The sequence below is a fragment of the Pseudomonas sp. NFX98 genome (genome assembly GCF_047784845.1).
In the GTDB taxonomy this organism is placed as follows: Bacteria; Pseudomonadota; Gammaproteobacteria; order Pseudomonadales; family Pseudomonadaceae; genus Aquipseudomonas.
Genome location: NZ_JBLNNF010000014.1, coordinates 163,534 through 187,860 on the forward strand (window position 1 = coordinate 163,534; position 24,327 = coordinate 187,860).

General features: G+C 59.5%; 21 protein-coding genes and 1 pseudogene. 5 read left to right on the forward strand and 17 right to left on the reverse strand.

Going from position 1 to position 24,327, the window contains the following annotated elements:
- Positions 1-51: 51 nt before the first annotated feature.
- From ACM110_RS19730 to ACM110_RS19755, 6 genes are all read right to left on the reverse strand, one after another.
- Positions 52-486 (reverse strand): RidA family protein, encoded by a 435-nt coding sequence (locus tag ACM110_RS19730; RefSeq protein ID WP_338583247.1) that lies wholly within the window; start codon positions 484-486, stop codon positions 52-54.
- A 72-nt stretch (positions 487-558) separates the two neighbouring features.
- Positions 559-1,824, reverse strand: a complete 1,266-nt coding sequence (locus ACM110_RS19735) for a flavin-containing monooxygenase (RefSeq protein ID WP_416129078.1) — start codon at positions 1,822-1,824, stop codon at positions 559-561.
- Positions 1,825-2,161: 337 nt separating this feature from the next.
- Complete coding sequence (locus ACM110_RS19740) at positions 2,162-3,544, reverse strand: aspartate aminotransferase family protein (protein ID WP_416129079.1); 1,383 nt, start codon at positions 3,542-3,544, stop codon at positions 2,162-2,164.
- Between the two features lie 28 nt (positions 3,545-3,572).
- Positions 3,573-5,018, reverse strand: a complete 1,446-nt coding sequence (locus ACM110_RS19745; protein WP_416129080.1) for an amino acid permease — start codon at positions 5,016-5,018, stop codon at positions 3,573-3,575.
- A gap of 101 nt (positions 5,019-5,119) precedes the next feature.
- A complete protein-coding gene (locus tag ACM110_RS19750) occupies positions 5,120-6,160 on the reverse strand; it encodes an ABC transporter substrate-binding protein (RefSeq protein WP_416129081.1) in 1,041 nt (346 codons plus the stop codon).
- Between the two features lie 149 nt (positions 6,161-6,309).
- The gene (locus ACM110_RS19755) at positions 6,310-7,800 is read right to left on the reverse strand and encodes an aldehyde dehydrogenase (protein WP_416129082.1); all 1,491 of its coding nucleotides are present in this window, start codon (positions 7,798-7,800) and stop codon (positions 6,310-6,312) included.
- A 229-nt stretch (positions 7,801-8,029) separates the two neighbouring features.
- On the opposite strand from ACM110_RS19755, the gene ACM110_RS19760 reads away from it, so the two are divergent.
- Positions 8,030-8,944 carry a LysR family transcriptional regulator gene (locus ACM110_RS19760; protein ID WP_338583256.1) on the forward strand — a complete coding sequence of 305 codons (915 nt, stop codon included), beginning with the start codon at positions 8,030-8,032 and terminating at the stop codon, positions 8,942-8,944.
- Between the two features lie 98 nt (positions 8,945-9,042).
- On the opposite strand, the gene argE is transcribed toward ACM110_RS19760, so the two are convergent.
- From argE to ACM110_RS19795, 7 genes and pseudogenes are all read right to left on the reverse strand, one after another.
- Positions 9,043-10,206 (reverse strand): acetylornithine deacetylase, encoded by a 1,164-nt coding sequence (gene argE / locus ACM110_RS19765; RefSeq protein WP_416129083.1) that lies wholly within the window; start codon positions 10,204-10,206, stop codon positions 9,043-9,045.
- Positions 10,199-10,876 carry a DUF1028 domain-containing protein gene (locus ACM110_RS19770; protein ID WP_150787112.1) on the reverse strand — a complete coding sequence of 226 codons (678 nt, stop codon included), beginning with the start codon at positions 10,874-10,876 and terminating at the stop codon, positions 10,199-10,201. The genes argE and ACM110_RS19770 overlap by 8 nt, the downstream gene beginning before the upstream one ends.
- Positions 10,877-10,993: 117 nt before the next feature.
- Positions 10,994-11,353, reverse strand: a complete 360-nt coding sequence (locus ACM110_RS19775; RefSeq protein ID WP_416129084.1) for a DUF6124 family protein — start codon at positions 11,351-11,353, stop codon at positions 10,994-10,996.
- Between the two features lie 495 nt (positions 11,354-11,848).
- Positions 11,849-14,365: an ATP-dependent helicase HrpB gene (gene hrpB, locus ACM110_RS19780; RefSeq protein WP_416129085.1), complete on the reverse strand. Its 2,517-nt coding sequence runs from the start codon at positions 14,363-14,365 to the stop codon at positions 11,849-11,851.
- Positions 14,366-14,407: 42 nt separating this feature from the next.
- The gene (locus tag ACM110_RS19785) at positions 14,408-15,160 is read right to left on the reverse strand and encodes a hypothetical protein (protein ID WP_416129086.1); all 753 of its coding nucleotides are present in this window, start codon (positions 15,158-15,160) and stop codon (positions 14,408-14,410) included.
- Positions 15,154-16,155 carry a hypothetical protein gene (locus tag ACM110_RS19790; protein WP_416129087.1) on the reverse strand — a complete coding sequence of 334 codons (1,002 nt, stop codon included), beginning with the start codon at positions 16,153-16,155 and terminating at the stop codon, positions 15,154-15,156. The genes ACM110_RS19785 and ACM110_RS19790 overlap by 7 nt, the downstream gene beginning before the upstream one ends.
- Before the next feature lie 97 nt (positions 16,156-16,252).
- Positions 16,253-16,321 (reverse strand): annotated as a pseudogene (locus ACM110_RS19795) (ATP-dependent helicase); the annotation flags it as partial.
- A 109-nt stretch (positions 16,322-16,430) separates the two neighbouring features.
- Between ACM110_RS19795 and ACM110_RS19800 the strand changes: the two are divergent.
- Both ACM110_RS19800 and ACM110_RS19805 read left to right on the forward strand, forming a co-directional pair.
- Positions 16,431-16,850 (forward strand): polyribonucleotide nucleotidyltransferase, encoded by a 420-nt coding sequence (locus ACM110_RS19800; RefSeq protein WP_416129088.1) that lies wholly within the window; start codon positions 16,431-16,433, stop codon positions 16,848-16,850.
- 29 nt (positions 16,851-16,879) lie between these two features.
- Positions 16,880-17,785: a cation diffusion facilitator family transporter gene (locus ACM110_RS19805; RefSeq protein WP_416129089.1), complete on the forward strand. Its 906-nt coding sequence runs from the start codon at positions 16,880-16,882 to the stop codon at positions 17,783-17,785.
- Here ACM110_RS19805 and ACM110_RS19810 read toward each other — a convergent pair.
- Positions 17,770-18,849, reverse strand: a complete 1,080-nt coding sequence (locus ACM110_RS19810; protein WP_416129090.1) for a DUF6515 family protein — start codon at positions 18,847-18,849, stop codon at positions 17,770-17,772. The two genes, ACM110_RS19805 and ACM110_RS19810, sit on opposite strands and share 16 nt — an antisense overlap.
- 436 nt (positions 18,850-19,285) lie before the next feature.
- Between ACM110_RS19810 and ACM110_RS19815 the strand changes: the two genes are divergently transcribed.
- The gene (locus ACM110_RS19815; RefSeq protein ID WP_056855781.1) at positions 19,286-19,765 is read left to right on the forward strand and encodes an Lrp/AsnC family transcriptional regulator; all 480 of its coding nucleotides are present in this window, start codon (positions 19,286-19,288) and stop codon (positions 19,763-19,765) included.
- A 254-nt stretch (positions 19,766-20,019) separates the two neighbouring features.
- The gene (locus tag ACM110_RS19820; protein WP_093229943.1) at positions 20,020-20,229 is read left to right on the forward strand and encodes a DUF2788 domain-containing protein; all 210 of its coding nucleotides are present in this window, start codon (positions 20,020-20,022) and stop codon (positions 20,227-20,229) included.
- Here ACM110_RS19820 and ACM110_RS19825 read toward each other — a convergent pair.
- The 3 genes from ACM110_RS19825 to ACM110_RS19835 form a co-directional block, all read right to left on the reverse strand.
- Positions 20,224-20,859, reverse strand: a complete 636-nt coding sequence (locus ACM110_RS19825) for a pseudouridine synthase (RefSeq protein ID WP_416129091.1) — start codon at positions 20,857-20,859, stop codon at positions 20,224-20,226. The genes ACM110_RS19820 and ACM110_RS19825 overlap by 6 nt on opposite strands.
- Before the next feature lie 71 nt (positions 20,860-20,930).
- The gene (amn, locus tag ACM110_RS19830; protein ID WP_416129092.1) at positions 20,931-22,430 is read right to left on the reverse strand and encodes an AMP nucleosidase; all 1,500 of its coding nucleotides are present in this window, start codon (positions 22,428-22,430) and stop codon (positions 20,931-20,933) included.
- 176 nt (positions 22,431-22,606) lie between these two features.
- Complete coding sequence (locus tag ACM110_RS19835; RefSeq protein ID WP_416129093.1) at positions 22,607-24,253, reverse strand: acyl-CoA dehydrogenase family protein; 1,647 nt, start codon at positions 24,251-24,253, stop codon at positions 22,607-22,609.
- Positions 24,254-24,327: the final 74 nt, after the last annotated feature.

Genomic DNA, 24,327 nt, shown 5'->3' on the forward strand with positions numbered 1-24,327 from the left:
AGCCGCCAATGAGGCTGGATGTGCCGGCCGCATCGCGAGCAAGCTCGGCTCCTACAGGTTTGGCGTTGCCTGCCAATCATCCGGTATGACTGCAATCACATCGATCTCCATCAACCACTGCGGTTGACCCAGCCCGGAAATCACCAGCCCGGTCGAGATCGGGAACACGCCTTTGAGCCACTTGCCCACGACCTGATAAACCGGCTCACGGTAACGCGGGTCGATGATGTACGTGGTGGTTTTGACGATATGGGAAAGATCGCTCCCCGCCTCTTCCAGCAGCTGCTTGACGTTTTTCATCGCCTGTTCGGCTTGGGCACCCGGGTCGCCAAGGCCTACCAGGTTGCCATCAAAATCGGTGCCGATCTGCCCGCGCACATAAACCGTGTTGCCGGCCCGTACGGCCTGGCACAGATCATTGTCCAGTGACTGGTTAGGGTACGTGTCCTTGGTATTGAACATGCGAATGCGCGTGTGAGTAGGCATCAACTGACTCCCTGAAACATGAGTGAAGGTGTGGATCGGGAATGGCCACAGGACCATTCCCTCAATCGATTGTTAACGCTGCGACGGGTCGCGGTATTCGAGGTACTGGCGCTGGGTGGCGATGTGGCCAGCGACATGCTTGGCGTCGTGCCAGACGCCCCAGATGAAGCTCGATCCGCGACGCGACAACCACGGCAGGCCCACGAAGTAGATACCCGGTTCGTTCGAGACCCCGCGCTGATGACGCGGCTTGCCCTTCTCGTCAAAGGTGTCGACCTGCAACCAGCTGTAATCGACGGCGTAACCGGTGGCCCAAATGATCGAGGTGATGCCCGCCTCGGCCAGATCCAGTTCGAGAATCGGGTGGGTGACGCACTCTGGATCGTGCAGCATGAACCGCGCTTCGGGCTCTTCCGGCAGGTCGAGTCCGTTGCGCGCGATGTAGGCATCCGCCGCGTCCAGCAACGACAGGTAATTCGCGTCACCGGCAGCGATGTTGCGCGCCAGATCCTGTTGGAACGTCACCACGCCGTCGTTGAACGATTGGGTCAGCCCCACCAGCGTCACGCCTTGCTGGGCCAGTGCCCGGAAATCGACGGTCTGCCCGCCACGCGCACCGCTCACGGCGATGGTGACGTGCTCGCGCCCAGGCTCCATGGTTTCCAGATCCCAAAGCCCCAGCACCCCCAGCCACCAGCAGAAATCACGGTTGCGATAGGCGCGAGGCGGACGATCGTGCTGGCCGACCGACAGGTAGACTTGCTTGCCGGCACGCTGCAATTCATCGGCGATCTGCACCCCGGACGAACCTGCGCCGACCACCAGCACACCGCCCTCGGGCAACTGCTGCGGGTTGAAATATTGAGCCGAGTGAATCTGCGTGATGGTGCTGTCTTTCGGCGCAATCGGCGGGATGACCGGGCGCTGGAAAGGACCGGTCGCCGCCACCACGCGATTGGCCTGAATCACACCTTCGGAGGTTTCGATGGTGAAGCCTGGACGATCACTGTTGCGTACGACTTTTTTGACTTCCACACCGGTACGAATCGGCGCTTCGAATTTCTCGGCGTAGGCTTCGAAGTAAGCCGCTACGCGATCTTTTGAGGCGAAGGCATCGGGCTCCAGGTCTTCGAAATCCAGTCCGGGGAAGCGGTCGTGCCAGACCGGACCGTTCGCCACCAGCGAATCCCAACGCCCGGTGCGCCACGCTTCAGCGATGCGGTTACGCTCCAGGACGAGGTGCGGCACACCGAGTTTGCTCAAGTGCTCGCTCATGGCGACGCCAGCCTGGCCGGCACCGACAACAAGCGTATCTATTTCTATCTTTTTATCATTCATGCTTGTGTCCTTCAGAGAGGCGACTATGGCGCGGCAAGTCGCGACAGATCAGCTGTTTTAATAATTGAATACCGCGTGGATAACTTTGCTGGCGGGGTAGGTTTATTGTGCTTAGCGAATGCCAATAGCGAAAATATGATTTTTGTCGTTGTTGCCCATGAAAAAACTAACCAACAACTAACTTCTGTATTCACTGAATAAATAAAAAACCTGTAGGAGCGAGCTTGCTCGCGATGGTCGTGAACGATAACGCGCAAAACCAGATACCCAGTGGCGTCCTCCGGTTTTTCGCGAGCAAGCTCGCTCCTACAGGTTTAAGGCGTGAATTAATAGTTGTTTACAGCACGCCAATTTCTTTAGCCGTTCTATCAACCGCAATCTTGGTCTTGCCAACCAGTTCATCAATTTCAGCACGCGTGGCAATCAATGCCGGCGCCATGATCATGCGGCCCAGCGTCGAGCGAATAATTACGCCTTCATCAAAACCGATAGTGCGGCAGCGCCAGGCGATGTCGCCTTCGTTGGCGAAGCGCTTGCGGGTCGCCTTGTCCTCGGCGAACTGCAACGCGGCCACCAGGCCGACACCCTGAATCTCACCCACCAATGGGTGATTGCCAAACACTTCACGCAGGCACTGTTGGAAGTACGGGCCGGTGTCGCTTTTCACTTGGGTGACCACACCCTCATCGCGCAACGCCGTGAGGTTGGCAATCGCCACCGCAGCCGCGACCGGGTGACCGGAATAGGTCAGGCCGTGGGCAAATACGCCGCCCTGCTCGACCAACACCTCGGCCATGCGCCGGCTCAAAATCAGGCCGCCCATCGGGATATAACCCGAGGTCAGGCCCTTTGCGATCGACAAGGTGTCCGGCTCGAAATCAAAGTGCTGGTGGGCAAACCATTCACCGGTCCGACCGAAACCACCGATCACCTCGTCCGCACACAGCAGCACGTCGTACTTGCGGCAGATACGCTGGATTTCCGGCCAGTAGCTCTCTGGCGGGAAGATCATGCCGCCCGCGCCCTGGAACGGTTCGGCGATGAACGCAGCAACGTTTTCCGCGCCCAGTTCGAGAATCTTGGTTTCCAGTTGCTGAGCCGCGCGCAGGCCGAATTCGGCTGGCGTCAGATCACCTTCATGACCAAACCAGTACGGTTCATCGATGTGCGCGACGTCCGGAATCACACCGCCCATTTCGTGCATGAACTTCATCCCGCCCATGGCGCTGGCGGCCAGGGTGGAGCCGTGATAACCGTTCCAGCGACCGATCATGATCTTCTTCTGCGGCTTGCCGAGCACCTGCCAGTAGCGGCGCACCGTACGGATCAACACCTCGTTGGCCTCCGAACCGGAGTTGGTGTAAATCGCGTGGCTGTAGTGCTTGGGCAGCAGGCTGAACAGCAGCTCGGACAGCTCGACCACCGCCGGGTGAGTGGTGTGGAAGAACATGTTGTAGTACGGCAATTGCTCCAGCTGACGGGTCGCCGCCGCAGCGAGATCCTTGCGCCCGTAACCGAGGTTGGTGCACCACAAACCGGACATGCCATCGAGGTAACGATTGCCGTCGTTGTCCCACAGGTGCAGGCGGTCGCCACCGACGATCACGCGCGGCCCTTCTTCGTTCAACGCCTTCTGATCGAGGAACGCGTGAATGTGGTGGGCAGCATCGGACGCTTGATAGTCCTTGGTTTCGCGCTGGGGTTTGTAATCGGTTGTCATTTTTTATTCTCCTGAATTGAATAAAGGTTCAGTTCCCGGACACGGTAGTCAGCGGTGCCACGGCAGGCACACCGTTGTCCTGCGATTCGTTTTGGATCAGGGGTTCTGGCGTAAACAGCGGTTTGCGCATCACGAACTTGACCCACACCACGGCAATGATCGATATCACGCCAAGCACCACGCCGGCACAAGCAAAAATACTGGCGGTCATCTCCGGTGTTGGCGACACGTGATAGATCGCAAACAGCATGCCGGCGATACCGACGACCTGAGGCCATGGGTAAAACGGTGAGCGGAATGGACGGGCCAGATGGGGATAGCGGCGGCGCAAGGCGATCACGTCGATGTGCACGATGATGTAGGCCAGCAGCCACGCCAGTGCGGCAGCCAGCAGCAACAAGCTGATCGCCGCCGCGTCGTGGCCCAGAATGAGGATCGGCAGACCGGTGATCGCGGCAACAAACAGCACCGCCACCCAAGGCGTACGGCCACGTGCAGTGAGCTTCTTGAATTGCGGGAACGCCTGGCCGTTTTGCGCCATGCCGTAGAGCATGCGCGGCAGCGCTGCCAAGGATGAGTTCACCGTGCTGCACGTTGCGGTGATGGCTGCGACGACGAGGAACAGCTTGCCTGCCTCACCGAAAACCGTGGTGGCCAGCACGTAGTGAGGCAGCGCATCGCTTGCCAGTTGTTCACGTGGAATGCACAGCAGCGCGCCAAAGCAGTACAGCGCGATCACACCAAAAATCACCGTCAAACCAATGGTCATCGAGCGTGGAATATTGCGCTCGGGATTGCGGGTTTCTTCCACCAGCGGGCAGACGAATTCAGCTCCGACAAAACCCCACACCGCCATCGCAGCCAAGGTGATTGCGCCGAACTCCAACGGGTTCCAGCCCTGATCCAGTGGCAGTTGCAAACTGGCCTGACCGTTAGTCAGCGAAGCCAGACCCATGGCGATGAGGATCACCACCATCACCAGCGCCAGCACGTTTTGCAGCTTGGCGAACACATCAATGCCGAACAGGTTCAGCACAGTGAAAAGGCCCAGCACGCCGTAGGCCACCACCATGTGCGGAATGACATCGGGATAGACCTTACTGATCACCAGGTCCAGCAACAGCAGCTCGGCGGAGAGCGCAAACATCGCCACCACCATGTAACCGGAGAAGGTCGCCAGAATCGCCGGGAAATGCCCGATCGCCACTTCCGTGTAACTGCTGAGGCTACCCGCCTTCGGGATCATCAAGGCCAGTTCGGAAAACGACCAGGCATAGGTGATTGCCAACACATAAGCGATGGCCAGCGGAATGATGAAACCGAAACCGGCGATGCCCGCGCCTTGCAGCATCAGCACCATCACGCCTTGCGATACCACGACGCCCACCGCAACGGCCAGCAACGAACCCAGCCCCAGGACCCGGCGCAAGCCGCCGGACTGCGCCTGGATGGACGCGGTTGTACTTGAACTCATGACAAACTCCCCGTGTTTTCTTGTTGTTGATCGCCTTCACGTGGAAGGCAGGGATAAACATCGCCGCTCATCCTTGAGTGGCGATTGACGACAGCAGCGGCTTAGCGAGCCGCCCAGGCGTTGAACCGTTCCTCAAGCTCTTCGCCGTGATCGACCCAGAACGTGGCATCGACCAACTGGCCTTCAGAAAGATTGGCCTGAGCGGTAGGCAACTGGGCAAGCGTGTCGGCCGGAAGCTGCGCCAGCACATCCTTGCGAATCGGGCCGTAAGGGATCTGCGTGGAGAAGGATTTCTGCCCGCTCGCCTGGCTGGCGAACACGATGAATCGCTCGGCCAACGCCTTGTTCGGACTGCCGCGAACAATCGCCCAGTGATCAGGATCGTAGAGGTGGCCGTTCCACGAGATGGCCAGTTTCGAGCCTTCCTTTTGCGCGACAGCAATCCGGCCGTTGTAGGCCGCCGACATCACTACGTCGCCTGCCGCGAGCCATTGCGGAGGCTGCGCACCGGCTTCCCACCACTGGATCGAAGGCTTGATCTGGTCGAGTTTGTGAAACGCCCGGTCCACGCCTTCCTTGGTGCCCAGCACTTTGTACAGGTCATCCTGCTTGACGCCGTCGGCGAGCAGCGCCACTTCCAGCGTGTACTTGGCGCCTTTGCGCAGGCCGCGCTTGCCGGGGAATTGCTGCAGGTTCCACATATCCGCCCACGACGTTGGCGCCGCAGCCACCTTGTTCGAGTTGTAGGCGAGCACCATCGACCAGACATAACTGGCCACGCCGCACTCACTGACCGCGCCAGCCAGATAGTTTTTTGAATCGCCGATCAACGCCGGGTCCAACCGCTCGAACAGCCCTTCTTCACAGCCGCGCAGCAGCTCAGGGCTTTCGACTTCGACGACGTCCCAACTGACCTGGCCCACATCGACCATGGCTTTGACTTTCGAAAGTTCTCCGCTGTACTCGCCAACCACAACTTTGCCCGCGCCACTTTGTTCAAAGGGTTTGAAATAAGCCCCCTCTTGCGCTGCCTTGGTGGCACCGCCGAACGAAATAACCGTAAGACTTTCGGAGTGCGCAACAACCGGCACCGTAAATACCAACAACGCTGTTACAACCCTCGAAGACGAATATCTGAACATGAAAGCTCCCTCACTTTTTAATTGTGGTTAGTTACTGAGGCAGTCACGGCCACGCAGCCGCAAGTTCACGGAAGACTCTCCGTGTGGTGACATATTTTTATTCTTCAAACCGCACACCATCAGCGTGCGGTTAATTGTTCAGGAAACGCTTAACGTAATTGAAACCACGTGGTTTTCAACTGGGTGTATTTATCGAAAGAGTGCAACGACAAGTCCCGGCCGAAACCCGATTGCTTGCCACCGCCGAATGGCACGCTGACATCGAGGGCGTCCACGGTATTCACCGAAACGGTGCCCGCCTTCAATGCCCGCGCGACCCGATGCGCGCGATTCAGGTCGTCGCTCCACACCGAGGCGGCCAGCCCATAGATGCTGTCGTTGGCCAGCCGCACCGCTTGCTCTTCGGTGTCGAACGTGGAGATCGCCAACACTGGCCCGAACACCTCTTCGCGCGACAGGTGCGAGTCGTGATCGACCTCGGCAAAAATGGTCGGCTCGATAAAGTTGTCGGAACCGTTGTAGCTCAAGCGACGGCCGCCGGTGAGCAGTCGGGCGCCGTCTTCGTGGGCGCGTTCGATAAAATTCATCACCCGCGATGCCTGCGCCGAATCGACAATGGCGCCAGCAGCGCTCGCAGGATTCAGCGGATCGCCGGGCATCCAGGCTTTGGCTTTTTCCAGCAGGCGCTCGATAAACTCATCTTTGACCGAGTTCTGGACATACAGCCGCGAGTTGGCCGAGCAGACTTCGCCCTGATTGAAGAAGATGCCGAACGCCGCTTTCTCCGCCGCCAGATCCAGATCACGGCAATCGTCGAACACTAGACTCGGGCTTTTGCCGCCGCACTCAAGCCAGACTTGCTTGAGGTTCGATTGCGCGGCGTACTGCATGAAGTATTTGCCCACCTGAGTCGAGCCGGTGAACACCAGGCAATCGACATCCGGATGCAAACCCAGCGCCTTGCCGGCAGACTCGCCCAGCCCCAGCAACACGTTCAGCACGCCCGGCGGCAAGCCGGCTTCCAGGGCCAACTCGGCTAGACGCAGGGCCGAGAACGGTGATTGCTCGGCGGGCTTGAGCACCACGCTATTGCCAGCCGCCAGGGCCGGGGCCAGTTTCCAGGCTGCCATGTCGAGCGGGAAATTCCACGGCACCACGGCCGCCACCACGCCCAACGCTTCACGGGTGATGGTCGCAAGCGCCGAGGACGCGGTCGGCGCGACCTGATCGTAAAGCTTGTCCAGCGACTCGCCGTACCAGGCAAACACATGGGCGGCGCCGGGAACGTCGATGTTGTAGGCATCCATCACCGGTTTGCCCATGTTCAACGAATCCAGCAACGCCAGCTCTTCGCGGTGCGCCAGAACGAGTTCGGACAAACGCAGCATCACCCGCTTGCGCTCGACCGGCGCCATCCGCGCCCAAGGGCCTTCGTTGAAAGCGCGACGCGCACTGCGCACGGCCAGTTCCACTTCCACTTCGCCACACGCGGCGACACGGGCAAGCAACTGATTGGTCGCCGGGTTGATCGAATCGAATGTGGCGCCCGAAGACGCAGTCACCTGCCGGCCATCGATCAAGGCTTTGTCAGAGAAGGTTTGCCGGGCAGCTCGTTGCTGCCAATAGTCGAGGTCGAACACGCTACGCTCCCTTTACGACCGCCAGGGTGGTCGGGGTTGTTATCAGAGGTTGTAGAGATAGTGCGGCAACCGTGCGAAGAGGAAAATTATTAAAAATGTGCTCGGGGTATAAGAAAAAACTGGGTAAGCGCTGACCCAGTCCACAACCCGCATAGGGTAAGGTTCAGTCAACAATCTGTGCGGCGACCATCCGGTCTTTCAGCGCAAAACAAAGCAGAACGAGGTGCGTGTGGCTTCCTATACATTGCGGCAACTCAAGTATTTCGTCACAACGGTAGAAGCCGGCAGCGTCGCTGAAGCCTCGCGGCAGCTGTACATCGCGCAGCCCTCGGTTTCCACGGCGATCAAGAGCCTGGAAGAGTCGTTCAACGTCCAGCTGTTCATCCGCCACCACGCCCAGGGCGTTTCCCTGACGCCCACCGGCACGCGCTTCTATCACAAGGCGCAAGAGCTGCTGCGCATGGCCAGGGAGTTTGAACAGAATGCGCTGGCCGATAACGACACGGTGTCCGGGCAGATCGACATCGGCTGCTTCGAGACCGTCGCTCCGTTGTACTTGCCGCAACTGATCGCAGGCTTTCGCAAGCTTTATCCGGGCGTGGACATTCGTATTCGCGATGGCGAGCAGCAAGAGCTGGTGCAAGGTTTGACCGCGGGCACCTTCGACGTGGCCTTCCTCTACGACCACGGACTGGACGGCACCATCCAGACCACGCCGCTGATGCCACCGCAAAAGCCTTACGTGCTGTTGCCTGAAGGGCATCGCTTCGCTGACCAGAAGGAGGTATCGCTGCGGGACTTGTGCAGCGAACCGATGATTCTTCTCGATGTGCAGCCGAGCCGGACTTACTTTGTGAGCCTGTTCCATGAACTGGAACTGACACCCAACATCGTCTTCAGCTCGCCTTCGATTGAGATGGTGCGCGGCATGGTTGGTCAGGGCTTCGGCTTCTCGATCCTGGTCACCCGCCCGCACTCGGAATGCACTTACGACGGCAAGAAGGTGATCTCGGTGAACATCAAAGAGCCGGTCACCCTGTCCGGGCTGGCGTCGGCCCATTTGAAACGCAGCCAATTGACCAAGCCTGCGCAATTGTTCGTGGATTTCTGCCGTGAACAATTGAGCCAGAAAGTCGCGCCCTGAATCAAAATCAAAAGATCGTCCGATCGCGGCCCGAGCCTCCGGCAGCTCCTACAGGGGAACGCATTCCAATGTAGGAGCTGCCGAAGGCTGCGATCTTTTTATCCAGCACCACACAAATAATCAGCCAAGCGCACCAGCATCGCGTCGCAACCACTCAACTGCTCCAACGAAACAAACTCGTCAGGCTTATGCCCCTGATCCATGCTGCCCGGCCCACACACCACCGTGGGAATCCCGGCCTGATCAAACAACCCACCCTCGGTGCCAAACGCGACCGTGCCAAACTCTGAAGAATTGCTCAACAGCGCCAGCAGCCGCGCCGCTTCACTCTCGGGCGGTGTCGCCAATCCGGGATAAGCGCTCAGCGGCCGCAGGCGAATGTCGGTGTCCGCCTGCACCGCGCGCATCTTCGGCAAAAGGTTTTCCTGAGCGTAGGCCTGCAACTGATCCGCCACGTCCTGTGCATCGAAGTCCGGCAGTGCCCTGACCTCGAAATCGAACTCGCATTCAGCGGGAACAATGTTCAGCGCCCGGCCACCCTTGATCACACCCGTTTGCACCGTTGAAAACGGCGGATCAAAACGCGAGTCATGGTGATCGGGATGCGCGAGTTGTTCACCGATCACGCCGAGCCGGCCAATCAGCTGTGCCGCATATTCAATCGCGTTCACCCCGTAAGGCGCGTACGCCGAATGGCACGCCGCACCACGCACCTCACAACGCATCGCCAGCTTGCCTTTGTGGCCGAGCACAGGCTTGAGTTCTGTCGGTTCGCCAATCAGGCACAGTCGGGGCTTGAATGGCCGCTTCTCCAGCTCGGCCAGCATCGGCCTGACACCCAGGCAGCCGATTTCTTCATCGTAGGAAAAGGCCAGGTGCACCGGGGTCAAAAGCGGACGCTGCACGAAGGTCGGCACCGCTGCGAGAACAGAGGCGATAAAACCCTTCATGTCCGCAGTGCCACGACCGTACAGGCGCCCATCCTTTTCCGTCATCTGGAACGGATCCACCGTCCACGCCTGCCCGTCTACCGGGACAACATCAGTGTGACCGGAAAGCACCACGCCACCGGACGTGAGCGGGCCGATGGTCGCAAACAGATTCGCCTTGGTCCCTTCTTCGTTGAAGAAGAGTTCACTCTGAACGCCATGCCCGGCCAGATACGCCTCGATGAAGCGAATCAGTTCAAGGTTGGAATCGCGGCTGACAGTAGCAAAACCAATCAGCCGCTCCAGCAGCTCGCGACTGGACGCCTCACTCATCCCCCGGCACTCCGTAGCTCGGCGCCGTCGTCGGGTTGAGCGCGCGAGTCAGGTAGTCCTGCATTTGTGGTCGATAGGCTTGCCAGAGACCATCCAGCTGCCCGATGGGATCTTCCTCGGCCCAGTCGACACGCAAGTCGATGATCGGCCAGGTGTGATCACCCACCACTTTCAGCGCAGCGGAATGCACCGGCCCCGCTTCGCCACCGGCCGCCATCGCCGCGTGCATGGCCGCCAGCAAACGGTCCGCCAACTGACCCGGCTCAGCCTCGAACGCTGCGACCATGGCCTCGATGACCCGCACGTCGCTGAGCAAATTACCCGCCGCGACACACTGCTCGCCCTTCACCGCGTTATGCACGCCCAACGACTCTTTGCCGCTGAACAGCGCAATCCGCCCTGACGCATCGATCACCGTGACCTGTCGATATTGGCTCCAGCCGTTGGACGTGAGCGCCTTGTCCAGCGCCGCATCGGGCTCCAGATGCTGATGCTCCAACAGGTCCAGAATCTGCGGCCCTAACGCCGGCAGCGTAATGTTCTGCGTAGACACCGCACCCACACCCGCCCGCGCCCAAGGGCAACGTGCACCGACCGCAATGCTTGAAGAACTGATGGCAATACCGAGCTGCCCGGTTTCAGGGCAGCGTCCGATAATCGAGAACGTCATGACTCACTCCTTAAAATTCCAATGCACGCGCAACTGCATTCTGTGCATGCACTGGAAAGGGAGAAAGCAGGTTTTTTGTGGCTACTGATGAGGAAAAAACTGGTCAGCCCCGCAGGCTTACTCAGGCGGGTCGATCTGATCCAGCACGCGATTGGCCGTGATCTCCGCCAGCATCACGCTGTTGGAAATACCGAGCAGGGCATTGCGGGATTCGCCGTCCAGGTGATCGACCAATTGATGGACCATCACATCGACCGAAGCCAGCGTCTCGACCAGATACACCACAAGGGTTTCGGTCGTGACCTCTGGGTCGACGGTAAATAGGGTGCTGACGGTGCGCGGCGTGGCTTTGATGTCAGCGGTCGAGGGGAAGTGGAAGTTGAGGGCGCGTTCGGCGGCCTCGTTGAGCTTTTTGGAATCGGGTTCGTATGGGGATGCCGGATCGGTTTCCGGCGGGTTCGGCGTAGGTTTGAACATGGGCAGTTAACCTCTAGTGAGGCCGTGACCATCTCGCGACTAAACGAAAGGGAGGCGGCTGTGCGCAAGTTAGTCGACCGGTAAGCCACCCAAACCCGGCGCGCCCGAGGGCGCCATGCGCACAGCCACCATCAAGTGCAGGCGAATGCCTGACTGGATGACACTTATGCAACCGTTGGATGGATAGCCGGGCGACTAAACCCGATCACTGGGAATCAGTGACGCGAACCAAGTTACCGATGGCCTCCAAAGCGCACAAGCCGGCGGATTCTGGCGTACCTGTAGGCAACGGCGCAAGGTCTTGTAGCTTGCAGGAAGTATCCTTAAACGCCTTTAAACACGGGCTCTCCGCCGATGCTTAATCAACTGATGCTCGCGTTTAATTGAAGGTGAAAGCCTATCGGCGACACAGGTTTGTTAGGCCGCGTTGGCTGGTTTTACGACTGCTGCGCAGCCGGACGCAGGCTTCGCCAGCTGCTACAGATTTCGGTGGGTTTACTTGCGCGGTTTGATCCGTGCCGTGGCTTCAGCCACCATTGGATCATCCGGCCAATAGTGTTTCGGATACCGCCCCTTCAAATCCTTCTTCACCTCGGCGTAGGTACTGCGCCAGAAGTTCGCCAAATCCTGAGTCACTTGCACCGGCCGCCGCGCCGGGGACAGCAGGTGCAACTTGACCACTTGCCGGCCACCGGCGATGCGCGGGGTTTCGGCCAGGCCGAACAACTCCTGCAAGCGCACCGCGAGGATCGGTGGCTGCTCGCTGTAATCCAGACGAATCGAAGAGCCCGACGGCACGCTCAAATGATGCGGCGCCAACTCGTCGAGCCGTTGCGGCAGTGGCCACGGCAGCAGGTTGTGGACGATGCTCGACAGGTCGAGGTTGGCGAAGTGACTAAGTCGCGAGACCTTTCCCAGATACGGCATCAGCCAGTGTTCAAGGCTTTTGAGCAGCGCAGCGTCGCTGACGTCCGGCCATTCGCTTTCGCCCTTGCCGGCCAAATCCAGCTGACGCAACAATGCGACCCGCGCCTGCCACTGACGCAACTCCGGCGTCCACGGCAACAGCTCCAGACCTTTGCGTCGCACCAGATTGACCAACGCCTGGCTTCGAGCGCTTTCGTCGAGGCCGGTCAGCGGTTCGCGGCTGAGGATCAGCTCACCAACCTTGCGCTGGCGCTCGGCACGCAACACGCCTTCGCGCTCATCCCAATCCAGTTGATCGACGCAGCGCACCTGCTCGGCCAGCACCGAATCGAACAGCGCCGGATCGAAATCCGCCGCCAGATAAATCCGCTCTTCGCGTTGCCCCTGACGACTGCCGAGATCGGCGATCACCAGCCACGACTGCTTCATCAAACTGTCCGCTTCGGCGAACAACGCAGCACGACCGTTGGCCAAGCGATATTCGGCGCCACCGGCACGACGTTGCTGGGCGACGCGATCCGGATAAGCCAACGCCAGCAACGCGCCGAGCCAGCGCGGATGATCAGGATCGCTGACCGGCTCCAACGCTTTGCCCCGCAGATAACCGCGATACTGCCGCGCCAGTTGCCGTGCTCGTTGCACCCCGCCTTGCGCGCCGCGCGCGGCTCGTTCTTCGCCGGACAACAATACCAATCGACTGTGCAAGTCCGCGCCGGCTCCGCGCAAGATATCGCGCTCGCCAAGCAACGCAGCGACATCGCAAGCCATGTCCGCCAACCCCAGCGCCTGACCGCGCAACAACAAATGGCCGATGCGCGGATGTGCCGGCAACTCGGCCATGGCTTGACCATGGCGGGTCAGCGCTTCGCCTTCCAGCGCGCCCAAGCGTTCGAGCAAATCCTGCGCCTGTGCATACGCGGCGGCGGGCGGTACATCGAGCCACACCAGTTGCACAGGCGTCACGCCCCAACGACCGAGTTGTAAGGCAAGACCCGCCAAGTCCGCCGAGAGAATTTCCGCACAGCCGTACGCCGCCAGTTGTTCGTGCTGATCCTGCGACCACAAGCGATAACACACGCCCGGTTCCAGTCGACCAGCCCGGCCTGCGCGCTGCGTGGCGCTGGCCTTGGAAATGCGCTGCGTGTCGAGACGGGTCATGCCGCTGCCAGGGTCGAAACGCGGCACCCGCGCCAACCCGGCATCAATCACCACGCGCACGCCGTCGATGGTCAAGCTGGTCTCGGCGATGTTGGTGGCCAGCACCACTTTGCGTTTGCCCGCCGGTGCGGGATCGATTGCCGCACGTTGCGCAGCGAGGTCCAGTTCACCGTGCAACGGGCAGAGCAAAACCTGTGAGCTATCGCCCAGTGCATCGGCGAGTTGTTGATGCACGCGCCGAATTTCCGCTTGCCCCGGCAGGAACACCAGCACGCTGCCGGTTTCGTCGTTCAGGGCTTCAAGGATGGTTTGCACCAAGCGTGGCTCGATGAACTCACCGGACTGGAACGGCCGACCCCAGCGCATCGCCACCGGGTACATGCGCCCTTCGCTGCGCAGGATCGGCGCGTCGTCGAGCAACCCCGCCAAGCGTTCGCCTTCAAGGGTTGCCGACATCAACAGGATTTTCAGCGGCTGATCGTCGCGGAACAGTTCCCGGCCATTGAGGCTCAGGGCCAGCGCCAGATCAGCGTCGAGACTGCGTTCATGGAATTCATCGAAAATCAGCAAACCCACGCCTTCCAGCGCCGGGTCATCCTGCAAGCGCCGGGTGAGAATGCCTTCGGTGACCACTTCGATACGGGTGTTGGGGCCAACCTTGCTGTCGAGCCGAATGCGATAACCCACGGTTTCGCCAACCTTCTCGCCCAACTCACTGGCCAACCGCTCCGCCGCCGCCCGCGCCGCCAACCGCCGTGGCTCCAGCATCAGAATGGTCTGCCCGGCCAGCCACGGCTCATTGAGCAAGGCCAACGGCACACGGGTGGTTTTACCGGCACCGGGCGGCGCTTCGAGCACGGCTTCGTGACGTGTAGAGAGGGCTTCACGCAGGGCGGGTAAAACTTCATCGATCGGCAAAGAAATCATGCTGGCTCCCAAACAAGCCGCGCAGTATAGCGACGAACAGCCCTATACCTTGAATGCTGAACGTATGCGCTCTGCGACTTCAGCGATAGTGACACCACGCAGCCCCACGGCTTTCATGTCGACGTCCAGAGAGGGCATAACGTCGAGAAAGCTTCGCAAGTCGTTCGCGATGCCTTCAGGCAGATCAATGTCTGATTCAGCCGAAAGAAGACGAGACAGAAGCACAACGTCCTTCAAGTGTTTATTGCTTTTACGGCCCGCCCCTTCCTCCACGCAATCCGGATGACTGAGATTCGTCCATGCCTGCGCCTTAAGCGGAATGAGCCGGTCAACGCCGATGTAGGCGAGATCGTTCGTATGATTGCGGCCTGCGACGATGAAGCTGTAGTAAGCATCGTCGAGCAGAATTGCCGATAAGTCGGAAATCTCTCCATCGACAGGGACTGGGGTCAGATCAGCATTTTCCGGCAGCGTTAAACCGTCGGGAGCCCTTGAGAACAACTCAAGAAGAACCGGGTAACGTTCATCTGAAGGCTTGCCGAACCTGTACCGCTTTGATGGGCCATCAAGCTCCTGTCGTTCGGTATAACCTCCTCGTTTGATGAACTCCCAGAACTCGGCGCAGAACACTTCATCCAACGCTTCGATGATCAGCACGATGTCCAGATCTCGCGTTGATCGGAACTCAATGCCCACCTCTTGAAGGGTCAGACTGGCTGCAACACCACCGATGAGCACATATCGATCCGCATGGCCGGCAAAGGCTTCACGAAAGGTATCCAATCCTTTTACCATTCAATCTTCTCCATCATTTCTTCAAGGCTCAATTGAACCCGGTCGTCAACGTTGTCCCTCAGGCTCAGATAGAGGGACAGAGGATCGACGCTTTCTGGTGACATCGGAATCCGGGTTTGCCCTGGAATGTGTTCAGGGGAATAGCTCCAGATCTCGACCTCAACGACCGGTTCGTCGAATGGGTCAACTTCCGCGCGACCGGAGCGAGCGACTTCCAAATCCCAACTTTCTTTGGTGAATGCAATAACGGGCATTGATGGCTCACTCAGCAAGGACAATTTGCTGAGCGCAGACAACCCTGCAACTCTTTGCGCCACTGGTTGCCAATCTGCATACACAACCCGCTTCACCGGGTTTTGCAGAACCGGCAGGGATTTTTCCCATAGGGTTTTAGGAGCTGCAACGAAACGCCAGAGTATTGATTTGCCACTGGATACTGGCTCTATCAATCCGAACGACTGAAGCTCTTTCATCGCCCTGGATATCGTCATTTTGGAGTAGAGGTCTGCGTCTACCAGATCGGTCCCCCGGAAGGTTTCATTCTCCTCCCAGCCCCGATTGATGGTTGCGATGAGCACAGCCTGGCTAGCCGGGCTCAAAACGGTTTTTTCTGCCGGCCTGCTGCGATAGAACTCACGCAGATCAAGCCCAAGCTGCGGTGCGAACAATTGGTTGCCAGGAACAACGAACTGAACGCCGGACTCGATGAGACGTTTGCGCTCAAATGATTGGAGTGCACCGGTCGCGTAGAGAATCGGGTTATCGACGATTTTTTTCAGGACGTTGATGTGCTTGCGAATCTTCGCTGCATTTTCGAAGGGCTCATGAGCGAGTAACACCAAGCATTGACACCCATGCAGTGTCACGACGTCGAAGGCGTATTCATCCAGGAGATAAAAAGGCAAACCCTTGGATTTCGTCCACCGTTTGATCTCCGGTTTTGCCCCGAAAATCAACTCGAAATAGTTTTGAATCTCTTGCCGGCTGGTTTTCATCTCAGCACCACGTAACACGTTTTACGCACAGTAACATCACAAATGTTACCGTACAATAATCATGTTACAACTCAAAACAGTTTGCCCGATCGCGCATGAGCACGGCTTCGTTCGCAAGGGCTTCACGCAGGGCGGGTAAAACTTCATCGATCGGCAAAGAAATCATGCTGGCTCCAAAACAGAGGGCCGAGTATAACGGCGAACTGCCGGGCGTTCGTCAGGGTCTTAATTAGTACCGACGACGTTTCGTTTCCAGATGATCCAGGAGATTTCATATGCGTGTTCCCTTTCGCCTGATTGGCGGTGTTCTGGTTGCAACCTTGCTGACTCAAGTGACCGCGTGCGGCTCGATTTTCTATCCGGACCGTCGTGGCCAGATCGACGGCAAGATCGACCCGGCGATTGCCGTGCTCGATGCCGTGGGCCTGCTGTTCTACATCGTTCCCGGCCTGATTGCGTTTGCCGTGGACTTCGCCACGGGCGCGATTTACTTCGCACCGGGCGAGACAGCCCAGGTCGCCCCGGAAAAACTGCAGGAAGCCATCGGTGCCGACGGCAAGGTCGATAACCTCAAGTTGCAGACTATTCTGGAACGTGAAACAGGCCGCAGCCTGCCGCTGGACGATCCACGCTTGATCCAGCACAAGGGCAGCACTCAGCAATTGGCCCTGCTCGGCCTGCAACCTGCCGCGTAATTGGTGCACATAAAGGAATAGCCGCACTCATGATTTCCAGCTCCGAACACGCCCGCCTGCTGCGGATGGCGACCCGTGCCTCGGTGGCGGTGGCCTGCACGCTGATCGTCGCCAAAGCCATCGCCTGGTGGTTGAGCGGTTCGGTGAGCATGCTCGCCGGGTTGACTGACTCGGCGCTCGACGGCGTCACTTCGTTGCTCAATTTGCTGGCGGTGCACTACGCCTTGCGCCCGGCTGATGACGATCATCGCTACGGACATGGCAAGGCCGAGTCGCTGGCCGGCATGGCGCAGGCGTTGTTCATTGGTGGCAGTGCGGTGCTGATTGCGTTGCAGGCGTTCGACCGGCTGAAGCATCCGGAACCGGTGGGCGCGCCGTGGATCAGCATTGGCGTGATTGTCTTCTCGCTAGCCCTGACCTTGGCCCTGCTGATGTTGCAGCATCGGGTGGTCAAGGCCACCGGCTCCAACGCCGTGCGCGCCGACTCGCTGCACTACCGCTCGGACATGTTGCTCAACGGAAGCATTCTGGTGGCGCTGGTCCTGGCCGGATTTGGCTGGCATCAGGTCGATGCGTGGTTCGGTTTGGGAATTGCCGCGTACATCCTCTGGAGCGCAGTAACGATCGCCCGGGAAAGTTTTGCGGTGTTGATGGACGAAGAACTGCCGCCGGATGTCAGCCAGCACATGCTGGAACTGGCTTGCAGCGTGCCGGGGGTTTTGGGCGCACATGACCTGCGCACGCGGATTTCCGGTAACCAGTGGTTTGTGCAACTGCATCTGGAATTGCCGGGGGAGCTAACCCTGTCAGTCGCCCATGGCATTAGCGATCAAGCCGCCGATGCCATTCACGCCGCCTACCCGCGAGCCGAAGTGCTGGTGCACGCCGACCCGCAGGAAGTGGTGAAAGCTGCCAGGGCTCAGAAACTGACCTGATAACCGCGACTGCTCAGGCAGTTGCCCTGGGCCTGCCGATAGTTTTGCACCACCGAAGGGTCCGGTTGATAGGTCGCGGTTCGCGGGTCGAAACCACTTTGCTGCACCGCGTATTGATAGCACTCGTAACCGTCCTGATTGACCTGTTCCTGAGACTGGCCGTTGGCGGGGTACGCCTCCACGTCATAACCGCCGCTGGCGGATTGCGGCGGCTGTTGCGGTTGCAGGTTGCCTACCGGCGGCTCGACCACGACGTAATCCTGAGTGTTTTCCTGATAGGCGTAATACGAGCCCGCCGCCAGGAACAACACCGACCCGCCGATCAAGACTTGCTCGGCGTAATCCGGCAAGTAGCGAACCCGAATCCCGCGCGGTGGTTCGACCACCACATAACGCGGGCCCAACGGGCGATACCAGTAACCGCCGGAATAGAAATAATCCATGCCACGGTAAGGCACGCGGTACTCACGATCCGGGAAGCGGTCAATCACATGCCCCGGCCGATATTGCGGGCCTGGCCCCCAGCCGTTGCCGTGGCCACTCGGGCGACCTTGCCACTGGTTGTTGCCATTGGACGACGGTGCGCCGATGTAGCCATTCCAGTGCTGATTGGGGTCGTTGCGCCGCGGTTGGTCCTGATAGTAACCACGCCGCGGCTCCTGAGTTTGCTGCACAGCGTCGGGCCGAGGTTGAATCGGCAGGTCATTGGCCGGCAGTTGCGGTGGCGGAGGGGGTGAACGCACCCGGCTGTTGTAGTCTGGCGGTGGACGGTTCTGCGATTGGCCGTTGTTCTGGTTTTGGTTCTGGCCGTTGTGCTCGAACTGGCGGCTGTTGTCGCCACGAATGACGTCGTTGTTCTGTGGGCGCGGCTGATTCTGTTGCTGGCCGTTCTGCGGGCGCGGCTGATTGTTACCGCCATGCCCCTGATTATTGCCCTGATGACCACCGTCCCCGTGCTGCCCACCATCGGGGCCACGGTTCTGCGGCTCATCGGCCAGCGATTGCGCAGTGACACTGACACACAGCAAACCAACACCGGCTAAACGCCAGATGCGCGACTTCATGCTTTTCCTCACTGCGGGTTAGGGCCTGTACGTAAGACTGGAAATGCACAGGCCGGTTCTGCCACAGGTTATCAGTCGCGAAACTTATTTATTGAGGGGCGGCAGTAAATTACAGGCAAGAAAAAGGGGAGACCCGTCGGCCTCCCCTTGAGAACTTCGTCCGTGCTCGATGCTTGTGGCATCGGCTCACCTCACGCCGTCTTCTGGACAGTGTGCAGCTCGGGGGCCTGCGCATCCCCGGTGGGGAGTGGCGGCCGCGGCTGGCCTGATTGGGCGAGCCGCACTGGACTGTTTGTCCGAGCAGTGATTCTGGTGATAAGAATAGGCTCGACGCGCCGGCAGAGGATTGCGAAGATTGCTGAAATAAACATCACTTGCGCAATTTTTAACCCTGGATAGATAATCTGCCGCAATAGATATGACAAGGGACCGTTTGATGAGCAAACTCGACCGTTACGACCTGAGTATTTTGGCTGAATTGCAGCGCGATGCGCGGATCTCCAATCAGGAGCTGGCCGAACGCATCGGCCTGTCACCCTCGCCCTGCTCCCGTCGGGTCAAGCAACTGGAAGACGACGGCTACATCTCCCGCCAGGTCGCCCTGCTCGACCGCAAGATGCTCGGCCTGAGCCTGACGGCGTATGTGCTGATCGGCATGGACCGGCACACCCCGGAGCGTTTCGAGAATTTCGAACAGGCCATCCGTACCTTGCCGCAGGTGCTCGAATGCAGCCTGGTGACCGGGATGGACGCCGACTATCAGCTCAAGGTCGTGGTGCCGGACATGGACCACTACCAGAAACTGCTGCTGGGGCATTTGACCCGGATTGAAGGCGTGACCAGTGTGCGGTCGAGTTTTGTGCTGAATCAGGTTTTGAACAGCACTGAGCTGCCGTTGACTCATCTGCGCAGCTGAACTGCTGATGCTTCTGTAGGAGCTGTCGAGTGAAACGAGGCTGCGATCTTTTGATTTTGCTTTTAAGAACAAGATCAAAAGATCGCAGCCTCGTTTCACTCGACAGCTCCTACAACAGCTCCGACAAGAGCAGGTGGGTTGTCAGACCGGGCGACGAATAGCTGCGACACACCGCCGCAGGTCAATACTGCACGCAGCCTGCCGGGCGTATAATCGCCGCGCCCTTTTAGCCTCGCCCGCGCTGGAGAAGTTCGATGGATCCTGCAGTATTCGAAGAGTGGATGATGACCGGACTGGTCAGCATCCTGATCATTTTCATGGGTTTCATCGTCTGGGATCTGGCGAAGAAGTCCAAGGCCGGGCGCTTCGGCTCGTTCATTCTGTTTTTCGTGCTGGGCCTTGGCGTGGCGGCGTTCGTGATCAAGAGCGTGGTGATCGGCCTGATCGAATCAGGCTCTTTATAAGCGCGCGGGCACTTCTTTCCACTGGCCCTGATCGAGCCCTTCGATCGTCCAGTCACCGATCCGCACCCGCACCAGTCGCAACGTTGGCAAGCCAACCGCCGCTGTCATGCGCCGCACCTGACGGTTGCGCCCTTCGCGAATGATCAATTCCAGCCAACTGGTCGGCACGCTTTTGCGAAAGCGTACCGGCGGGTTGCGTGGCCACAGTTCAGGCTCATCCAGTTGCCGCGCCTCGGCGGGCAGGGTCATGCCGTCGTTCAACTCCACGCCATCACGCAAACGCTGAAGCTGCTCGGCGCTCGGCTCGCCTTCCACCTGCACCCAATAAGTCTTGGCCAGTTTGTGCTTGGGGTCGGCAATGCGTGCCTGAAGCTGACCGTCGTTGGTCAACAGCAGCAAACCTTCGCTATCGCGGTCCAATCGCCCGGCCGGATAGATCCCCGGAATCTCGATGTAATCCTTGAGTGTCGCGCGCCCTTCGCCGTCGCTGAATTGCGTCAGCACATCGAACGGTTTGTTGAACAGGATCAGCTTCGGCTCTGCTGGCGGCGCCTTGGCGACACGACGCGTGGCTGAAGGAGAAGGCTTCGCGCCAGGACGGCGGAAAACGGGACGCTGGGGACGGGACATGGCGAAAGGAACATCTAGCGGTCAGGGCTGCTAATGCTAGTGCCCCAACCGCCAAATGACCATGACAACCGTTAGCGGAACGGCGGCTCGTCGAAGCTGCGCAGTTTGCGCGAGTGCAGCGAGTTGAGCTCGGTGCGCAGCAGATCCACCGCTTCGATACCGATCTTCAAGTGCTGGCTGACCGCACGCTCATAGAACGCGTTGGCCGAGCCCGGCAACTTGATTTCACTGTGCAACGGTTTGTCCGAGACGCAGAGCAACGTGCCATACGGCACCCGCAAGCGATAACCCTGAGCGGCGATGGTGCCGCTTTCCATGTCCACCGCCACGGCGCGGGACAGGTTGATCAACGGTCGTTCCTGGGCCCAGCGCAACTCCCAGTTACGGTCGTCGTAGGTCAGCACGGTGCCGGTACGCAGGCGTTTCTTCAGTTCATCACCCTTCTCGCCGGTGATGTTCGCGGCCGCTTGCTGCAGAGCCATCTGCACTTCGGCCAGCGCCGGGATCGGAATGTTTGGCGGCACCACGCGATCAAGAATACCGTCGCGACGCATGTAAGCGTGGGCCAGCACGTAATCGCCAATCGTCTGCGACTGGCGCAAGCCGCCGCAGTGGCCAATCATCAGCCAGCAATGTGGGCGCAGCACGGCAAGGTGGTCAGTGATGTTCTTGGCATTGGACGGGCCAACGCCGATGTTCACCAGCGTCACGCCATGGCCGTCGGTGGCGATCAAGTGATAGGCCGGCATCTGGTAACGGTGCCAGACCACGCCAGCCGCGATGGCCGAGGCTTCGCCGTGATCCATGCTCTTTTCGATGATCACGTTGCCCGGCAACACCATGCGCACGAAACGCGGATCACTGCGCAGTTGCTCCAGGCCATGGACGATGAACTGATCGACGTAACGGTGGTAGTTGGTCAGCAAGATCCACGGCTGCACATGGCGCCAGTCGCTGCCGGTGTAATGGACCAGTCGGCGCAGGGAGAAATCCACCCGCGCCGCGTCGAACAAGGCCAGCGGCAGCGGATCGGTGTTTTCCCAATCGTACAAACCGTCAGCGATGCCGTCGGTGGCAGCCGACAGGTCGGTACTCGGGAACACCCGCGCCAGCACGGCAGCGGTGACGCCGGAGCCAGCCAGCTCATCGCCCTGCTCGACCACGTATGGATAAGGAATGTTCTGCACGCTGACACCGACTTCGACGGTCACGGTGAAGTCGTGCATCAACGGAACCAGCTGTTCCAGCAAGTATTTACGGAAAGCCGACGGATGGGTGACGGTGACGCTGTAGGTGCCCGGCAACTGCACTTTGGCGTAGGCGCGGGTGGTCTGCGGGACTTCGCCCTGGCAATGGTAGGTCAGGCGCAATTCGGGATAACGGAACAATGCCCGCTGCTCGGCATCCGGCTCGACGCGATCCTTGAGGTAACGCTTGAGCGCCTGATTCAGCGCGGTGGTTGCACGATTGTGCAAGAGCGCAAGCCGATCCACGGCTTGCTCGGCGGTTTGAACGACAATAAAAGCTTCGGTCACGATCAGCATCCTGTGTTCTGACTTGCAGACCTTCATCTTGCCTGCATCAAAGCTTCACGGGAACAGTGGTGTGTTGGTTACGCTTCATTTCCGGAATACTGGAAACCCTGTGGGAGCGGGCTTGCCCGCGATAGCGGTGTGTCAGGCAACATTGATGTTGAATGTTAGATCGCAATCGCGGGCAAGCCCGCTCCCACAGGGTGTTGTGTCGCTCACAGCAACGGGGTAGAACGAGCGACAATGGCTTCCACATCCAACCCTCGCGGCAAAGCACCGTAAACCCGACCACCGCCATTCAGACGGCTGGCGATAAACGCATCACTGACCACCGAATTCCCCGCCTCCAGCAACAGCTTGGCCTGCAATCCAAGCGCAATGTCTTCAGTCAATTGCCGCGCGCGATACTGAATGTCGCTGGTGTCCTTGAACGCCGCCTGCAATTGATGGATATGCGCAGCCAGGCGCTTGTCACCATGCCCATCACCCAACTCGCTGAACAACGCATCCAGCACACCCGGCTCTTTCGACAAGGCCCGCAGTACGTCGAGGCATTGCACGTTGCCGGAACCTTCCCACGTCGAATTGACCGGCGCTTCGCGGTACAGACGCGGCAGGATGCTGTCCTCGACATAACCCGCGCCGCCCATGCATTCGGCGGCTTCGTTGATCATGGCCGGCGCGCGTTTGCAGATCCAGTATTTGCCCACCGCCGTCACCAGCCGGGCGAATTTCGCTTCCTGCGAATCGTCCAGATGATCCAGCGCCCGGCCCATGCGCAGGCTCAACGCCAGCGCGGCTTCGCTTTCCAGCGCCAGATCCGCCAGCACGTTTTGCATCAATGGCTGTTCACTGAGCAACTTGCCGCCGACCGAGCGGTGAGCGCAGTGATGGCTGGCCTGGGTCAGCGCCTGACGCATCAGGGAACTGGAACCGACCATACAATCGAAGCGAGTCATGGCGACCATTTCGATGATGGTCGGAACGCCACGCCCCTCCTCGCCGACCATCCACGCCAGCGCGCCCCGGAACTCCACTTCGCTGGACGCGTTGGAGCAGTTGCCGAGTTTGTTCTTCAAACGCTGGATGTAGAACTGATTGCGCGTGTCATCCGGGCGATGGCGCGGCAGCAGGAAACAAGTCAGACCCTTGTCGGTCTGCGCCAGGGTCAGGAAGGCATCGCACATCGGCGCCGAACAGAACCACTTGTGCCCGATCAGTTCGTAAGCCTGACCCGGACCGCTGGCGCCCACCGGATACGCCTTGGTGGTGTTGGCGCGAACATCGGTGCCGCCCTGTTTCTCGGTCATGGCCATGCCAATGGTGACCCCGGCCTTGTGGGCCATGCCGACATTGCGCGGGTCGTATTCAGTGGCGAGGATTTTCGGCAGCCATTTTTCCGCCAGGTCCGGTTGCAGGCGCATCGCAGGGACACTGGCAAAGGTCATGGTCAGCGGGCAACCGCTGCCGGCTTCAGCCTGGCTGTGCAGGTAAGTCATGGAGGCGCGGGCGACGTGGGCGCCGTCCTGCGGATGAGCCCATGGCAATGAAGTCAGGCCATGCTCGACCGCCGTACGCATCAGTTCGTGATAAGCCGGATGAAATTCCACCAGGTCGATGCGATGGCCGTAGCGGTCATGGCTGCTGAACACCGGTTTGTTCTGGTTGGCCAGGAACCCCGCTTCCATCAACGGCCCGCCGGCCAGTGCGCCGTACGCGTCGATCCGCGATTCGGCCCACCCCGCCCCGAAGCGCCGCGACCACTCCTGCAAAGGCAAGTCGATGCGATACAGGTTGGCGCCGTCCAGTGACGGCGGCTGGTTGGTGACTTCGTGGGTTTCGGCGAACTGATGCAGGTTCATGACAGGGCTCCTTTGGTCAGCCAAGGGAGTTCAGTTAAGCACCGCCCCATGACCGATCAAAGTGTCATACACGC

Coding starts and splice junctions, on each gene's coding strand:
- ACM110_RS19770 (WP_150787112.1), bottom strand. CDS start 10,876: ATGACGTTCTCGATTATCGGACGCTGCCCTGAAACCGGGCAGCTCGGT.
- ACM110_RS19735 (WP_416129078.1), bottom strand. CDS start 1,824: ATGAATGATAAAAAGATAGAAATAGATACGCTTGTTGTCGGTGCCGGC.
- ACM110_RS19730 (WP_338583247.1), bottom strand. CDS start 486: ATGCCTACTCACACGCGCATTCGCATGTTCAATACCAAGGACACGTAC.
- ACM110_RS19800 (WP_416129088.1), top strand. CDS start 16,431: ATGCGTGTTCCCTTTCGCCTGATTGGCGGTGTTCTGGTTGCAACCTTG.
- ACM110_RS19805 (WP_416129089.1), top strand. CDS start 16,880: ATGATTTCCAGCTCCGAACACGCCCGCCTGCTGCGGATGGCGACCCGT.
- hrpB (WP_416129085.1), bottom strand. CDS start 14,365: ATGATTTCTTTGCCGATCGATGAAGTTTTACCCGCCCTGCGTGAAGCC.
- ACM110_RS19835 (WP_416129093.1), bottom strand. CDS start 24,253: ATGAACCTGCATCAGTTCGCCGAAACCCACGAAGTCACCAACCAGCCG.
- ACM110_RS19825 (WP_416129091.1), bottom strand. CDS start 20,859: ATGTCCCGTCCCCAGCGTCCCGTTTTCCGCCGTCCTGGCGCGAAGCCT.
- ACM110_RS19815 (WP_056855781.1), top strand. CDS start 19,286: ATGAGCAAACTCGACCGTTACGACCTGAGTATTTTGGCTGAATTGCAG.
- ACM110_RS19750 (WP_416129081.1), bottom strand. CDS start 6,160: ATGTTCAGATATTCGTCTTCGAGGGTTGTAACAGCGTTGTTGGTATTT.
- ACM110_RS19745 (WP_416129080.1), bottom strand. CDS start 5,018: ATGAGTTCAAGTACAACCGCGTCCATCCAGGCGCAGTCCGGCGGCTTG.
- ACM110_RS19790 (WP_416129087.1), bottom strand. CDS start 16,155: ATGAAAACCAGCCGGCAAGAGATTCAAAACTATTTCGAGTTGATTTTC.
- ACM110_RS19785 (WP_416129086.1), bottom strand. CDS start 15,160: ATGGTAAAAGGATTGGATACCTTTCGTGAAGCCTTTGCCGGCCATGCG.
- argE (WP_416129083.1), bottom strand. CDS start 10,206: ATGAGTGAGGCGTCCAGTCGCGAGCTGCTGGAGCGGCTGATTGGTTTT.
- ACM110_RS19810 (WP_416129090.1), bottom strand. CDS start 18,849: ATGAAGTCGCGCATCTGGCGTTTAGCCGGTGTTGGTTTGCTGTGTGTC.
- amn (WP_416129092.1), bottom strand. CDS start 22,430: ATGAAGGTCTGCAAGTCAGAACACAGGATGCTGATCGTGACCGAAGCT.
- ACM110_RS19775 (WP_416129084.1), bottom strand. CDS start 11,353: ATGTTCAAACCTACGCCGAACCCGCCGGAAACCGATCCGGCATCCCCA.
- ACM110_RS19820 (WP_093229943.1), top strand. CDS start 20,020: ATGGATCCTGCAGTATTCGAAGAGTGGATGATGACCGGACTGGTCAGC.
- ACM110_RS19740 (WP_416129079.1), bottom strand. CDS start 3,544: ATGACAACCGATTACAAACCCCAGCGCGAAACCAAGGACTATCAAGCG.